Here is a 13,834-nt window from a genome sequence, read left to right as displayed (position 1 = left end):
CTCAATTTGAGGGAATTTTTATTTATTCGAAATTCATATTATTCTTTTTCAGAATTTCTTTAAATTTTTCTGTTTTACCTTTATCTTTCATGCTTTTGTAAATAGAACCCATCAATGTTTCTGCATCTGTTCTGTACGGAGATTTTTGATCGGTATAAATTCTATATGCTTTACAGATATAATCCAATCCTTTTTCATCGTCTTTTAGTGCATTAAAATAGACATTACCGGTTCCATAATAAACTTCCGGATCTCCGGGATATACCTTGTCAAGTTCCATATAAGAATCGATAGCTTTCTGGAATTCTTTTTTATAAATATATACAATCGGTATATTTTGCAGCGCCATTTTTCCTTTAGGATCTAATTCTAATGATTTTTTGTAGGCTGAAATTGCTTTGTCTAATTCATTTGCTCTTCTGTAATTAATACCTAAAGCATCCCATGCATAAATGAATTTCGGATCTTTCTTTACAGCCTTCTCAAAACTATTGATAGCTTCCTTCCAGTTTTCTTTATCTGCAAATTCCTGACCTTGATGATAAAAACTCATAGCTTCTTTATCATTTGAAAAACCTTCATCCCGGGTTTCAGAGACTATCGCTATATTTTTTACGCTTGTACAATTTCTCATCAAATATCGTTCAATTTCGTTATAACTGTCGATGTATTGTTGAGAATTTTTATCTGTATTCAGTGTAAGATTAATCTGTTTTTTACCATTTACAACCGGAGCATCTTTCTCCAGAGCTTCTGCGCTTCCAAGTAAACTGCCCATTTGCAATGCACCGGCTTGTTTATCAATACAGCTGTGAACATCTTTTAAAATATCATCCTTACTTCTGTTGAGCAAATGGATTGAATCTGAACATTTACAGGCATTATCAGAAAGTTCCTGAATGAGTTTTTCTTTGTTAAATCCGTTTTTATTTTTCTGACCAAAAGTCAAAGAGAAAAGTAAGATCGGAATTAAAATGGTTATTCGTTTTTTTATCATGGTCGAAAAAATTATTTCATATAAGGGTTCATCACAGAAGTCCAAAGTTGATAACCTTCCGGAGTCATATGAAGCATATCTTCTACAAAAAGATCTTTCCTTACATTTCCGTTGGAATCCTGCATTACTTTTGTAATATCGATGAATTCTGATTTTTTCTCTTTTTTCATGAAAGCCGCAATCTGTTTGTTTGCTTCTTTCATTTGTGGCCAAAGCTTTTCGCGGCTCGGAGAATATTTTATTGAGATATAATCAACTTCAATTTTTGGAAATTTTGCCCTGATTTTTTTGTAGAAAGTCTTAAACCTGTCAACAACAACTTCCGCTTTTAATTGTGCATTATCTGCAAAATCATTTTCACCACAATAAATGATGATTTGTTTTGGTTGATAAGGATTTAATAAATCGTTGGCATAATAATTAAGATCTGTAAGTCTAGAACCTCCAAAACCTCTGTTGATGATTGTTTTTTCAGGAAAATAATTCGCAACATCTGTCCATTTTGTAAAAGATGAACTTCCTACTAAAAGAATTGCATCTTTTGGCGGAGCATTTTCCTGGTCTAATTTTTTGAAATTCTGAATGTCCTGCCAAAACATCGGCTTTTTTTCCTGTGAAAAGAAAAGGGCAAAAGTCAGCAATAAAAATGCTGATAACATCTTCTTCATTGTTTTAATAATTTTAGTTAATATTAAAAATTTTCTATTTCATAAAAAACTCCCGAAAAAATCGAGAGTTTATTTTTTATCTTTTGTAAGAAACGTATTCTGCGTCTACAATCAGATCACCATTTTGATCGATATTGTCATACATTTGCTTTATCCTCATTTCAGAACTTGTAAGAATAACGATTCTGTATTTTCTTGGACTGTCGTTTGTATACTTAATTGTTAAATCTTTTGTTTCAGAATTATAATCATATGTCCCATCAATCTTAGAGGTTACCTGACAATCTGCTCCGGTTCCTCCATATGTTGTGTAAGACGTAAAGTAATCTGTTCTAAATTCTAGATTATCTTTTACAGAACATCCTGTTGGTGTAGATGTACTAATTACTGTTTTATCGTCTTTTCCGGATATAACTTCTCTTTTACTGATCTTCCAATCACCTTTCATCATATCCATTTCATAACCTTGGATATCATCATCTTTTTTACAAGAAGTAAGCGCTAACGCTGAAAAGGCAAATAAAAGTAATTGTTTTTTCATTTTTACAAATTTAGAATATGCTAAAATATAAATAAATTTGAAATATCTCTAATGAAATTAAGCTTTTTTAAACGAATGTTTGTAGAAAAAATAATTTTGATATAAGGTTTAGGTATTAGGATTTAGGAATTAGCTCCAAATATCTAATTCAAACAATAAAATTAAGCCCTAAATCCTATATCCTAACTCCTCATTAATAGCTCATCTCCACAATCTTATAAGCATCTTGCGGAGTAAGTTTTCTGTATTCTCCTAGACCTAGCCAGTTTCTTTCTGTAAAAGCTTTTTCCACTCTTTCTGCTGTTCCTTCGAAGTCTTCCGTATATTCTGAAAGTTTGGTTTGTATATGCAAACTATGGAAAAATTCTTCCAGTTTTTGGATTCCTAGTTCTGCTTTTTCTTCAACAGTTCCTTCTTTAATTCCCCAAACTCTTTCCGCATATTGAGCCAGTTTCCCTTTCTTAGTTTCAAAATTATAACGGTAATGTGAAGGTGCAATAACTGCTAATGTTCTCGCATGATCGATTCCGAAGTAAGCCGTTAATTCATGTCCCATTGCATGAACAGCCCAGTCTGTAATTACTCCTTTTTGGATTAATCCATTCAAAGCCATTGTACAGCACCACATGAAATTTCCTGCCGCATCATAATTAAATTCATCAGCCAAAACTTTTGGAGCTGTTTCCTGTAAACTAATCAGGATACTTTCAGCAATTCTTTCCTGTAAATCTGCCGAAGATGGAGCTGTCATATATTGTTCTAAAACGTGGGTATAAGCATCTGTTAAGCCATTAATAATCTGTCTTGGCGGAATTGATCTTACCACTTCAGGATCTAAAACCGAGAATTGTGGGAAAAGTCCTGGACCGCCTGTAGAAAGTTTTTCGTTAGTTTCCCTTCTTGAAATTACATATCCCGAATTCATCTCAGAACCTGTCGCAGGCAATGTTAAAACACTTCCGAAAGGCATTCCTTCTCCTTCAAAAGTTCTTACAGGTTTTGTAAGAATTTCCCAAGGTTCACCATTGTAGTTTGCCACTGCAGAAAGGAATTTTGTTCCGTCAATGACAGAACCTCCGCCAACAGCCAGAAGAAAAGTGATATTTTTTTCTTTGATAAAACTTAAAGCATTGATCAAAACTTCATATTCTGGATTGGCAGGAACGCCGCCGAATTCGTGTACTTCATGATCTTTTAACGCTTCTTTTACCTGATCGTAAACGCCGTTATTTTTGATGCTTCCACCGCCGTAGATCATTAAAACTTTAGCATCTTTAGGAATTTCTTTTGAAATTTTTGCAATTTCACCTTTCCCGAAAAGTATTTTTGTTGGATTTTTAAATTCGAAATTAAGCATTGTTCTTAAATTTATTTTAATCCAAATTTACGCATTGCTTAATGAAAATTGAGTTAAGAAAGTTTTAAAATTATAATGATTGAATTTTATTAAAACTATTGAAAGTTTATTATTTACTCCTGTCATTCTGAAAGTAGCGAAGCGGATTGAAGAATCTCAACTTAATTTCTTAATCGTTTAATTGAAGCTTAATGGTTCAAATTTAAAATATTAGAAAATTAATAAGTTCCATTATTTTTCATTTCCAATTTTCCCGTTTTTCTATTAATCTTAATGAAAAAAGATTCTTTAATTTCAGAATTGTTTTTAAATCTCGAAAGATACATAGACACATATTGATCCTCCATTTTATAAGAACTTCCTAGTTTATTCGTACTGTCAACGGTATAGCCAAAAGTATTTGCAATTAAGATCGCTTCTGGTAGATTATCAACTGATCCGATAAAATCTCTTAATTGCTGTTCGTTCGAGAAATATCTGGACTGACTGTTTTCACAAGCAATAAGATAAGAAAAGCAACTTTCTCCTAAACATTTTTGAAAAAAACCTTTTTCCGGAGCAGGATCATTGATCGTCATGAAATCAGGCATCTGACTTTCGTAGATGATCGCTTCATCCGAATCTGGATTATTGCGAAGGACAGACCAATAATTGTATTTTTTATCGGGAACAATAAAAGGATAGAGTAATTCGGTATTGTCTAAGATTTCCGGAATTTTTTTGAAATCATTAGGAATGGTTTTCTGGCTGAAAACTAAACCGGATAATAATATTAAAGTCGGAAATAATAATTTCATTCTGTTGTTTTTGCAAATTTAGCAAAGTAAAATTTATTGGAATATGATTTTATATGATCCATTTTCCTCTTTTACGTCCATACCTACACCTGTAAACGTTAATTTATTGATTTGATAGCCGTCACAGCCTCCTTTAAATTCAGATGATTGGATTGAAAATTTAAAAGTTTTAATATTGGAGTTAAAAGTATAATTTTTTGTACCGTTATAAGCACCCACATTTTCTAAAATAACCATATTATCAGAAGTTTTGGTGAGTTGTACGCTGACATTATTTTCATCTTGGATTGAATATGTAGTGAGCGTTCCATTCGCAATAAGGTTTTCATCATTGGAATCGACGAATTTAAAAGCAATCGGTTGAGGAGCATTATAACAATCTTTACCACAAGCTGTGAAAAGAAAAGTTATTACTAGGAATATGAATATTTTTTTCATTGGATTAATTTCTGTGATTGGTAAAATTAATCAATAAAATTTTGGATTCAAAATTATAATAAGCTTGAATTATTATAACGAGCCCTGAATATTTTCAAAACCTGTGCAAGCTGATAATCTGTAATGTCAAAATCATCAATGTTAATTTCTATTTTTTCATCGTTGTGAAAAAAATATAAATAGTTAACTTCAGGTTTGTAATCATGTTTAGATTCACGACTTACCAAACGCTTTACAATAATTTTTTCAAGCTGAATTTCGTTCCACAAATATGTAGGATTATTCTTTATTTGTATTCCTTTTCCGTTGATGGAAATTATAATTTGTGATATTTTTTTTATTTCTGAAATTATTTTAAAAATAAAATAGCCTGTAAATCCAAGAAGTATAATTAATACAACAATGGCAGTTCCATTGAATTTAAACTTAAGACCTAACAGAAAAAATAATCCTAAAATCACAAAAATACTGTAAGTTGCAATAGCAATAATTCTACCCGAACGAGAATATTTCACGATCACTTCATCAGGAACAGAATTTTCATGATATTCAATTTTATCACTTTTATGAATAGAATATTCTTTATGAATAAAAACTCCATTAATAAAAGCACCAATGAAAAAAATAATCGACAGAGGAATGAAATATTGTAATAAATAAACACCTATTAATAATGCTAAAATTCCTAAGATTGCATAAAATATAATTCCGAATTTCATCTTTGGTTAAAATTTTTGCGAAGATACATTTTAAACTTAAACATGTTTTATTCTACGAAAAAGTATCATAAAATTTATATAATTTTAAACTAAACACCATTTGAATTCCACCCAAAATCCCCTACATTTGTTATATGATACACGACCAACGCGCAGAAAAATTCAGGCAGATCGTGGAAAATAAGTTCCAGATCTACAATTCATTATTTATGAGCCTGCCTTATGATAAAATGACGAATATCGGGATGTTGCTTCCCTTCCTTTGCGAAGAAAGTAAGATCGGCTACGAAGCCGGAAAAACACCGGAGGAAATCGTCGAAGAATTCTTTAAAAATCATACAGATTTACAAACTGAAGAGCAAAAAACCGAACTCCTTTTTAAAATTATACAATATATTGAAAGACAGGTAGTTTTGTTTGATAGTATTGAAGACGCTGCCTTTCCAAACCTTCACTCAGAAAGTGATAACGGAACGGTAACCAATATGTACGAACGTTCTTTACAGGATCATAAACTCGAAAAAATTCGTGAAAAGCTGAAAGATTTTGCGGTGAAAATTGTCTTTACAGCTCACCCGACGCAATTTTACCCCAATTCGGTTCAGAGAATCCTTCATGATCTTAGAAACGCAATCACGACAGATTCAATCACGAATATTGATATGTTGTTGCAGCAATTGGGAAAAACACCGTTTGTCAATAAAGAAAAACCGACTCCGATTGATGAAGCTTTGAGCATCATTTATTATTTGAGATATGTATATTACGATACAATTGGTGAACTTTTCACTAAAATAAAAACGACATTTGGGAACGATCATTTTCACTTGCATGAAGATTTGATTCAGCTTGGCTTCTGGCCGGGAGGAGATCGTGACGGAAATCCTTTTGTGACGGCAGATGTAACGAAAAGAGTAGCGGAAGAACTTCATTCTGCAATTTTAAAGGCTTATTATAACAATCTGAAAACAGTCCGAAGAAGATTGAGTTTCAGAGGAGTTTCTGATGTTTTGACTAAATTGAGCAACGAGTTATATTCTGCAATTTTCAGAAATGAAAAAATTACGGCGGAAGATATTCTTAAAAGGCTTGACGAAGCAGAAAAAATTCTGGTTGAACAGCACAATTCGTTATTCCTTGATCTGTTGGTCACTTTCAAAGATCGCGTGAAGATCTTCGGAACTCATTTTGCGACTTTGGATGTTCGACAGGACAGCAGAATTCATCAGCAGGTAATCGATACGGTTTTTGCTAAAATCAATGGAAATAGTGAAGCAACTCAAGAAGAAAAATTTAATCAGTTAATTCAAATCTCAGAAAAAGTAAATCCTGATGATTTTGAAGATATTGTAAAAGATACTTTACTGACGGTTTCCCAAGTCTCAGAAATCCAGCAATTAAACGGATTGAGAGGAATGAACCGTTACATCATTTCCAATTCAGATGCCGTAAAAGATGTGATGAATGTGTATGCATTTTTCAAAATTTGCGGTTATCAGGATGAAGAAATCAATATGGATATTGTTCCGCTTTTCGAGACGATGGAAGGTCTTGCGAATGCTGAAAATGTGATGAATGAATTGTATCAAAACCCGATTTACAAAAAGCATTTAGCAAAAAGAGGAAATCAACAAACAATTATGCTTGGTTTCTCGGACGGAACAAAAGACGGAGGATATTTAAAAGCAAACTGGGAAATTTATAAAGCCAAAGAAGTTTTAACGAAACTTTCCGAGCAAAACGGAATTAAAGTCGTATTCTTCGACGGTCGAGGCGGACCTCCGGCAAGAGGTGGTGGAAAAACACACGATTTTTATGCTTCTCAAGGAAAAACAATTGCGAATAATAAAATTGAATTAACAATTCAAGGACAAACCATTACAAGTATTTTCGGAAATAAAGAACAGGCAAAATACAACTTCGAACAGCTTTTAACAGCCGGAGTTGAAAATGATGTTTTTAAAAATGCTAAAAAAGATTTAACGGAAAAAGAAAGAGCTTTAATTATCGAATTGGCGGATATCAGTTATCAGAAATATTCAGATTTGAAAGCACATCCGATGTTTGTTCCGTACTTGCAGGAAATGAGCACGTTGGAATATTACGGAAAAACCAATATCGGAAGCCGTCCTTCAAAAAGAGGTGGCGGAAGTGAGCTGAAATTTGAGGATTTAAGAGCTATTCCGTTTGTAGGTTCTTGGGCGCAATTGAAACAGAATGTTCCTGGATTTTTCGGGTTTGGTTTTGCAATGCAACAGTTGAAAGAGCAAGGAAGATTTGATGAAGTAAGAGAATTGTATAAAGGATCCGATTTCTTTAAAACATTGGTTCTGAATTCAATGATGAGTATGAATAAGACCTATTTCCCATTGACTTATTATATTAAAAATAACCCAAAATTCGGCGCATTCTGGAATGTTTTGTTTGATGAATATAATCTTTCTAAAAATATTATGCTTGAATTAACAGGCTTTAAAATACTTCAGGAAGAAGATCCGCTTTCAAGAAAATCGGTGAAAATCCGTGAAAGAATTGTTTTGCCTTTGTTGAGTATTCAGCAGTATGCATTGATGAAAATCCAAAAAGGAGAAGGTGATTTGGAAGCCTATGGAAAACTTGTGACGCGTTCTTTGTTTGGGAATATTAATGCGAGTAGAAATTCGGCGTAAATTAATTTTAATTAAATCATTTTTTAATGAAAAAGAATTTTCTGATTATGCCGATTTTTATGGCATTAACGTTTTTTAGTTGTAAGAAAGAAGGAAAAGCTGATTTGGTTTCTAAGGAAAATAAAACCGTTTTATCTGATAAAAATATTCCGAAAGAATCGTCTGAAAATGTTGAGGTTATCACGAATAAAAAGCCTGAAGATTTTATTCCTAAAACATTTGTCCTTTTTTCTAAAATTGAAGGAGATTTGAATAATGACGGGCTGAAAGATTGTGTTTTGATCATCAAAGGAACAGAAAAAGATAAAATAATCACCGATGAATCTCGTGGAAAATTAGACCGAAATCGTCGCGGAATTATTATCCTTTTTAAAATTAAAAATGGTGATTATGAATTAATTACTGATAATAATACATGTTTCTCTTCAGAAAACGAAGATGGAGGAGTATACTATGCACCTGAACTTGATGTTTCAGTTGAAAAAAATAATTTATATGTTCATTATGCTCATGGAAGATATGGATATTGGACGTATACTTTTAAATGCAAAAATTCTGATTTTCAGCTGATTGGATATGATTCAAGTGATAATCAAGGTCCGATAGTGATGAGTGAAACAAGTATTAACTTTTTGACGGGGAAGAAACAGTTTAAAGAAAATACAAACCCAAATGCTGAAAGTGGCGATGAAGTTTTCAAAGAAACATGGACAAAGATTAAATCTCAAAAACCTATTTTTCTTTCCGGAATTAAAAATTTTGATGATCTTGAATTTTATTAAAATCATCTTATAAAAAGAAAACCTCTCAATACGAGAGGTTTTTCAATTTATTCCTTTATGAATTTTTCATAATAAATCTTGCCTTTCGTCTGGATTTTCAGGTAATAAACTCCTTTTGCAAAATCTTCGACTTTTATCGATTTTTGATTATTAACTTTTGTAATTAATCTTCCTAAATTATCGTAGATTTCCAAAGATAAAACTTCACTTTCGGAAGCGATATTTAAAATATTTTTAACCGGATTCGGGAAAATGGCAATATTGTTTTTCTTAACTAATTCAGAAGTGCTTAAAACATTATTATAAAAACTTCCGAAATTCAGAATTCCATAACCCATCTGATCTGTGTGACTTGGATAAAGCGATGCAGTTTGTCTTAATTGCGTTCTCATCAAATCTCTGTTCATGGTAGAAAAAGCCTGAATAAGACAAGCAACTCCTCCTGCAGCAATCGGCGTTGCGATCGATGTACCGCTTACGGAAATCGTTGAGTTATTATTGATAACACTTGTTGCTGCTGTTCCTCTTGCGCTTGCATCAGGTTTTATAACGCCCGCAGAATTCGGACCGTAAGAAGAGAAATTTGAAGAAGCTCCTGCAGAATCTACAGCTCCGATGGTAAAAACTTTTGCATTATCACCCGGAGTTAAGATATAATGCCAAGGTTGAGCTCCTGAATTTCCTGCTGCAAACAATGTGAAAATTCCTTTGTTAACGGCAATTTCAGCACCTCTTGCAATAAAAGAAGTCGTTCCGTTCAATTGTGCATAGGTGTAGCTGTATTTCGGATCGTCAAAAGTGGCATAGCCTAAAGATGTTGTAATCATGTCAACGCCTTTTCTGTCGGCTTCTTCTGCTGCTTCAATCCAGTACAGTTCTTCTTCAGGAACTTCTACCGCAGCATTTTCACTTCGGTAAAGATAAAAGTCGGCATCCGGCGCAGAACCTACAAAAGTATCCTGGATATAGCCTCCGATTGCTCCTAAAATGGCAGCACCATGATTGTTAAGTGAAGTATTATAAATATCTGTACTTTTTGTAACAAAGTCATATCCGCCTTTTATGTGCCCGTTTGTCCATAATCTCGAATAGGCAGAACCAGTATTTACAAATGGAAATCCACTGTCAATCACCGCGATTGTAACTCCGGTTCCAGTGTAGCCAGCCAGGTGAAGCGGACGAAGATTAATTTGATCAATCTGCTCAGAACCGGATCCGTAATCAAAAACAGTCAGATTTTTACCTGCAGGATCTATTGGATTTTCCCACTTATTCTGATGTGTCAATTTTGTTCCAGCCGAAGAATTTTTAGCAAAACTTTCGACAGACTGTACATAATTCTGAGTCTGAAGAGTAGTAATTTGGGCAGCAGTAGCATTTACGGCAATCCCGTTCAGCCATTTTGAATAATCCGTAACGGTAAATCCTAAACTCTGGATATTGGTAATGTAAGATTGTTCTATCGGAGCATCCTGATCATTCAGTGCAATTCCTAATGAAGTGCGGCGGTTAAGGGATTTCTGAGATAATTCTGACAAGGGATTTGCGTAAAATGCAGCCTTGTTCGGTTTGTCTTTAAAAAATACAAAAACAAGGGATGTCTGTGCAAAACTGACAGAGTAACCCGCTAGAAGACAAAATAGTAAAGTTTTTTTCATGTATTTATTTTGTATAAAGATAAAACAAAATCAATAAAATTTTTGATAGGATTTTAAATTCCTTATTTTTACAAAAATATTTATTTATGAAAAAGATTCAAATGGTTGACTTACAAAGTCAGTATTACAAAATAAAAAATGAAGTAGATAATGCAGTTTTAAATGTAATGGATTCAGCGGCTTTTATCAACGGCCCTGAAGTAAAGTCATTCCAGAATGAATTAGAGTCTTATTTGGACGTAAAACATGTTATTCCTTGCGCAAATGGTACTGATGCACTTCAGATTGCTTTAATGGCTCTTGATCTGAAAGAAGGCGATGAGGTAATCACAGCAGATTTTACTTTTGCAGCGACTGTGGAAGTTATTCATTTACTGAAACTTAAATCTGTTTTGGTTGATGTGGATTACGATACATTTACGATCTCAACAGAAGCAATTAAAAAAGCGATCACTCCAAAAACAAAAGCGATTATTCCTGTTCATATTTTCGGACAATGTGCGAATATGGAGGAAATTTTAAAAATAGCTGAAGAGCATAATTTATATGTAATTGAAGACAACGCACAGGCAATCGGTTCTGAATATACATTCTCAGACGGAACTGTAAAAAGTGCAGGAACAATGGCAACAGTAGGAACAACTTCTTTCTTTCCATCTAAAAACTTAGGTTGTTATGGTGATGGAGGTGCTATTTTCACAAATAATGATGAATTGGCACACCGTTTAAGAGGGATTGTTAACCACGGAATGTATGAAAGATATTATCACGATGAGGTGGGAGTAAATTCAAGATTAGACAGCATTCAGGCAGCAGTTTTGAGAAAAAAACTTCCGAATTTGGATAATTATAATGAAGCAAGAAAAAAAGCGGCGGATTACTATGACGAAGCTTTTGCCGGAAATGAAAATATTTTAACTCCGAAAAGAGCAGAAAATTCTACACACGTTTTTCATCAATATACTTTGAGAATTCTGAACGGAAAACGTAACGAATTACAGAAATTTTTAACGGAAAAAGAAATCCCTGCAATGATTTATTATCCTGTAGCTTTAAGAAAGCAAAAAGCTTATTATCAGGAAAGCAACGATGCTGATTTTGTGAATACAGATAAATTGTTGGAACAGGTTATTTCTCTTCCAATGCACACAGAACTAGATGATGAGCAGTTGAAGTATATTACGGATGCTGTGTTGGAATTTATGAAATAAAAATATGCTTCACGATGAAAGGATTTTAAAAAATAAGTTTGCTTATTTTTTTACAATAGTTTTTCTTCTTGGCTGGATTATTTACTATGGTGTATTTGCAATCAATATTTTACTTAGAGGTTACAGATTATCTGAGAAATATGTAGAATTCAGATTTTTTGCATATTTTCTGAATTTTATTGTATTTGTATTATTAATAGTGACATTTATACATATTTTTAAGGAATCAAAAAAAATGTTTGCATATTTAAATATTACAGGTTTTTTGATAATAATTTTAGGCTCTTTAAGTTTTTATATGAATTATGGGGAACTTTGGAAAACTTATATTAATTCTTTTTTAATTACACTTTTCATTTTTTTAATAGTTCCAACATTATTTATAAATTATCTTAGACATTCTCCTGCAAAAAATGAAATAGAAAACATAGGAACACATAATGATTAAAAAAAACAATAATTAAAAAATGGCAATACTCGTAACGGGAGGTTTAGGATATATTGGTTCACACACAGTTGTAGAACTTTTAAATAACAATTTTGATGTTGTTATTGTAGATGATTTATCTCACTCAGAAAGATTTATTTTAAACAATATTGAGGAGATTACGGGAAAGAAGCCTGTTTTTTATCCTTTTGATTTAAAAAGAAAAGAACTTCTTACACAGGTTTTTGATGCTCATTCAATTGATGGATGTATTAATTTTGCCGCATTTAAAGCTGTAGGTCAAAGTCAGATAAAGCCGGTTGATTATTATGAGAATAATTTATTTTCTTTAATTAACATATTGCAGGAATTTAAAGAAAGAGGACTTTCAAACTTTATTTTCAGTTCGTCATGCACCGTTTACGGACAGGCGGATCAAATGCCAATCGATGAAAATACTCCTTTAAAAATGCCCGAAAGTGTTTATGGAAAAACTAAACAGATGGGTGAGGAGATTTTAATTGATTTTGCTAAGGCTTATCACCGAAAAATTTCATTATTAAGATATTTTAACCCAATTGGGGCGCATCCATCTGCAAAAATAGGCGAATTGCCGATTGGGGTTCCGAATAATTTAGTACCTTTCGTCATGCAAACTGCAGCCGGAGTTCGTGAAAAGCTTAATATTTGGGGTGATGATTACCCAACACAAGATGGAACGGCAGTTCGCGATTATATTTATGTTGTTGATCTTGCGAAAGCACATGTTGCAGCTTTGAGGAAATTAATAGGAGGCAATTCTGATGTTGCAACGATTGATATTTATAATCTTGGAACAGGAAAAGGATCTTCAGTTTTAGAAGTTGTAAAAGCTTTTGAAACAGCAAATAATGTCTCAGTGCCTTATCAGATTTGTGATAGGAGAGAAGGTGATATTACAGTTGCTTATGCCAATGTAGACAAAGCTCAAAAAGAATTGAACTGGAAGTCTGAAACTTCTTTAGAAGAAGCTTTAAGAACCGTTTGGCAGTGGCAGAAATATTTAGATACAAGAAACATTTAGAAAATTAAGTCATAAAAAAGAATTTATTCATATGAAAACACAAAGAATAGGCATTACGTTTTCGTCATTCGATTTGTTACATGCCGGTCACATTAAAATGCTTGAGGAAGCTAAAACAGTTTGTGATTATCTTATCGTTGGGTTACAGATCGATCCTTCTCATGACCGTCCTACAAAAAATAGACCGACTCAGACCATTGTAGAAAGGTATATTCAGTTGAAGGCAGTGGATGCTGTTGACGAAATTATTCCTTATTACACAGAAGAAGATCTTTTGGATATCTTAAAATCTTTTGTAATTGATGTAAGAATCATCGGGGATGATTATCTTGACAGAGACTTTACAGGAAAAAAATACTGCGAAGAAAAAGGAATCGAGATCTTTTACAATAAAAGAGATCATAGGTTTTCTTCAAGTGATTTAAGAAAAAGAATCTATGAAGCCGAATTAGAAAAAATTGCAAGAGCTGAAACAGAAACTGTAAAATAAAAAAATCCCGAAAGTAA

The 13,834-nt window shown here is 32.8% G+C and carries 14 protein-coding genes; 6 read left to right on the top strand and 8 right to left on the bottom strand.

Translation table 11 applies throughout. The features are described 5' to 3' along the window. Nucleotides 1-22 precede the first annotated feature (22 nt). The 7 genes from ABD940_RS08170 to ABD940_RS08140 all read right to left on the bottom strand — a co-directional run bounded on the left by ABD940_RS08170 (nt 23) and on the right by ABD940_RS08140 (nt 5,517). The gene (locus ABD940_RS08170; RefSeq protein ID WP_345202157.1) at nt 23-997 is read right to left on the bottom strand and encodes a tetratricopeptide repeat protein; all 975 of its coding nucleotides are present in this window, start codon (nt 995-997) and stop codon (nt 23-25) included. An 11-nt stretch (nt 998-1,008) separates the two neighbouring features. Continuing rightward, the gene (locus tag ABD940_RS08165; protein ID WP_345202154.1) at nt 1,009-1,665 is read right to left on the bottom strand and encodes a GDSL-type esterase/lipase family protein; all 657 of its coding nucleotides are present in this window, start codon (nt 1,663-1,665) and stop codon (nt 1,009-1,011) included. A 76-nt stretch (nt 1,666-1,741) separates the two neighbouring features. Next, nucleotides 1,742-2,206 (bottom strand): lipocalin-like domain-containing protein, encoded by a 465-nt coding sequence (locus ABD940_RS08160; RefSeq protein WP_345202151.1) that lies wholly within the window; start codon nt 2,204-2,206, stop codon nt 1,742-1,744. 193 nt (nt 2,207-2,399) lie between these two features. Continuing rightward, nucleotides 2,400-3,563 carry an iron-containing alcohol dehydrogenase gene (locus ABD940_RS08155; protein ID WP_345202148.1) on the bottom strand — a complete coding sequence of 388 codons (1,164 nt, stop codon included), beginning with the start codon at nt 3,561-3,563 and terminating at the stop codon, nt 2,400-2,402. A 218-nt stretch (nt 3,564-3,781) separates the two neighbouring features. Beyond that, entirely contained in the window at nt 3,782-4,360 is a 579-nt protein-coding gene (locus ABD940_RS08150) for a hypothetical protein (RefSeq protein WP_345202146.1), read from the bottom strand. Nucleotides 4,361-4,393: 33 nt separating this feature from the next. Then, nucleotides 4,394-4,798: a hypothetical protein gene (locus tag ABD940_RS08145; RefSeq protein WP_345202143.1), complete on the bottom strand. Its 405-nt coding sequence runs from the start codon at nt 4,796-4,798 to the stop codon at nt 4,394-4,396. A gap of 53 nt (nt 4,799-4,851) precedes the next feature. After that, entirely contained in the window at nt 4,852-5,517 is a 666-nt protein-coding gene (locus ABD940_RS08140; protein WP_345202141.1) for a hypothetical protein, read from the bottom strand. A 134-nt stretch (nt 5,518-5,651) separates the two neighbouring features. On the opposite strand from ABD940_RS08140, the gene ABD940_RS08135 reads away from it, so the two are divergent. Both ABD940_RS08135 and ABD940_RS08130 read left to right on the top strand, forming a co-directional pair. Beyond that, the gene (locus ABD940_RS08135; RefSeq protein ID WP_345202136.1) at nt 5,652-8,186 is read left to right on the top strand and encodes a phosphoenolpyruvate carboxylase; all 2,535 of its coding nucleotides are present in this window, start codon (nt 5,652-5,654) and stop codon (nt 8,184-8,186) included. 26 nt (nt 8,187-8,212) lie between these two features. After that, nucleotides 8,213-8,968: a hypothetical protein gene (locus ABD940_RS08130; protein WP_345202132.1), complete on the top strand. Its 756-nt coding sequence runs from the start codon at nt 8,213-8,215 to the stop codon at nt 8,966-8,968. A gap of 47 nt (nt 8,969-9,015) precedes the next feature. Here the strand turns inward: ABD940_RS08130 and ABD940_RS08125 are convergent, their stop codons facing one another. Beyond that, nucleotides 9,016-10,626 carry a S8/S53 family peptidase gene (locus ABD940_RS08125; RefSeq protein ID WP_345202129.1) on the bottom strand — a complete coding sequence of 537 codons (1,611 nt, stop codon included), beginning with the start codon at nt 10,624-10,626 and terminating at the stop codon, nt 9,016-9,018. Between the two features lie 86 nt (nt 10,627-10,712). On the opposite strand from ABD940_RS08125, the gene ABD940_RS08120 reads away from it, so the two are divergent. From ABD940_RS08120 to ABD940_RS08105, 4 genes are read left to right on the top strand one after another with little or no spacing between them, the layout of a single operon-like run. Beyond that, complete coding sequence (locus ABD940_RS08120; protein ID WP_345202127.1) at nt 10,713-11,837, top strand: DegT/DnrJ/EryC1/StrS family aminotransferase; 1,125 nt, start codon at nt 10,713-10,715, stop codon at nt 11,835-11,837. Between the two features lie 4 nt (nt 11,838-11,841). Then, nucleotides 11,842-12,285 (top strand): hypothetical protein, encoded by a 444-nt coding sequence (locus ABD940_RS08115; RefSeq protein WP_345202125.1) that lies wholly within the window; start codon nt 11,842-11,844, stop codon nt 12,283-12,285. A 19-nt stretch (nt 12,286-12,304) separates the two neighbouring features. After that, nucleotides 12,305-13,327 carry a UDP-glucose 4-epimerase GalE gene (galE, locus tag ABD940_RS08110; RefSeq protein ID WP_345202123.1) on the top strand — a complete coding sequence of 341 codons (1,023 nt, stop codon included), beginning with the start codon at nt 12,305-12,307 and terminating at the stop codon, nt 13,325-13,327. Nucleotides 13,328-13,358: 31 nt separating this feature from the next. Next, nucleotides 13,359-13,817 carry an adenylyltransferase/cytidyltransferase family protein gene (locus tag ABD940_RS08105; protein ID WP_345202121.1) on the top strand — a complete coding sequence of 153 codons (459 nt, stop codon included), beginning with the start codon at nt 13,359-13,361 and terminating at the stop codon, nt 13,815-13,817. Nucleotides 13,818-13,834: the final 17 nt, after the last annotated feature.

The organism is Chryseobacterium ginsengisoli, from assembly GCF_039542325.1.
Taxonomy (GTDB): Bacteria; Bacteroidota; Bacteroidia; order Flavobacteriales; family Weeksellaceae; genus Chryseobacterium; species Chryseobacterium ginsengisoli.
This window is presented reverse-complemented; position numbering and strand designations above follow the sequence as displayed.

What these genes read in the sequence shown, in the direction of transcription:
- ABD940_RS08160 (WP_345202151.1), bottom strand. Translation starts at nt 2,206, where the DNA reads ATGAAAAAACAATTACTTTTATTTGCCTTTTCAGCGTTAGCGCTTACT.
- ABD940_RS08120 (WP_345202127.1), top strand. Translation starts at nt 10,713, where the DNA reads ATGAAAAAGATTCAAATGGTTGACTTACAAAGTCAGTATTACAAAATA.
- ABD940_RS08105 (WP_345202121.1), top strand. Translation starts at nt 13,359, where the DNA reads ATGAAAACACAAAGAATAGGCATTACGTTTTCGTCATTCGATTTGTTA.
- ABD940_RS08150 (WP_345202146.1), bottom strand. Translation starts at nt 4,360, where the DNA reads ATGAAATTATTATTTCCGACTTTAATATTATTATCCGGTTTAGTTTTC.
- ABD940_RS08125 (WP_345202129.1), bottom strand. Translation starts at nt 10,626, where the DNA reads ATGAAAAAAACTTTACTATTTTGTCTTCTAGCGGGTTACTCTGTCAGT.
- galE (WP_345202123.1), top strand. Translation starts at nt 12,305, where the DNA reads ATGGCAATACTCGTAACGGGAGGTTTAGGATATATTGGTTCACACACA.
- ABD940_RS08135 (WP_345202136.1), top strand. Translation starts at nt 5,652, where the DNA reads ATGATACACGACCAACGCGCAGAAAAATTCAGGCAGATCGTGGAAAAT.
- ABD940_RS08140 (WP_345202141.1), bottom strand. Translation starts at nt 5,517, where the DNA reads ATGAAATTCGGAATTATATTTTATGCAATCTTAGGAATTTTAGCATTA.
- ABD940_RS08130 (WP_345202132.1), top strand. Translation starts at nt 8,213, where the DNA reads ATGAAAAAGAATTTTCTGATTATGCCGATTTTTATGGCATTAACGTTT.
- ABD940_RS08115 (WP_345202125.1), top strand. Translation starts at nt 11,842, where the DNA reads ATGCTTCACGATGAAAGGATTTTAAAAAATAAGTTTGCTTATTTTTTT.
- ABD940_RS08165 (WP_345202154.1), bottom strand. Translation starts at nt 1,665, where the DNA reads ATGAAGAAGATGTTATCAGCATTTTTATTGCTGACTTTTGCCCTTTTC.
- ABD940_RS08170 (WP_345202157.1), bottom strand. Translation starts at nt 997, where the DNA reads ATGATAAAAAAACGAATAACCATTTTAATTCCGATCTTACTTTTCTCT.
- ABD940_RS08145 (WP_345202143.1), bottom strand. Translation starts at nt 4,798, where the DNA reads ATGAAAAAAATATTCATATTCCTAGTAATAACTTTTCTTTTCACAGCT.
- ABD940_RS08155 (WP_345202148.1), bottom strand. Translation starts at nt 3,563, where the DNA reads ATGCTTAATTTCGAATTTAAAAATCCAACAAAAATACTTTTCGGGAAA.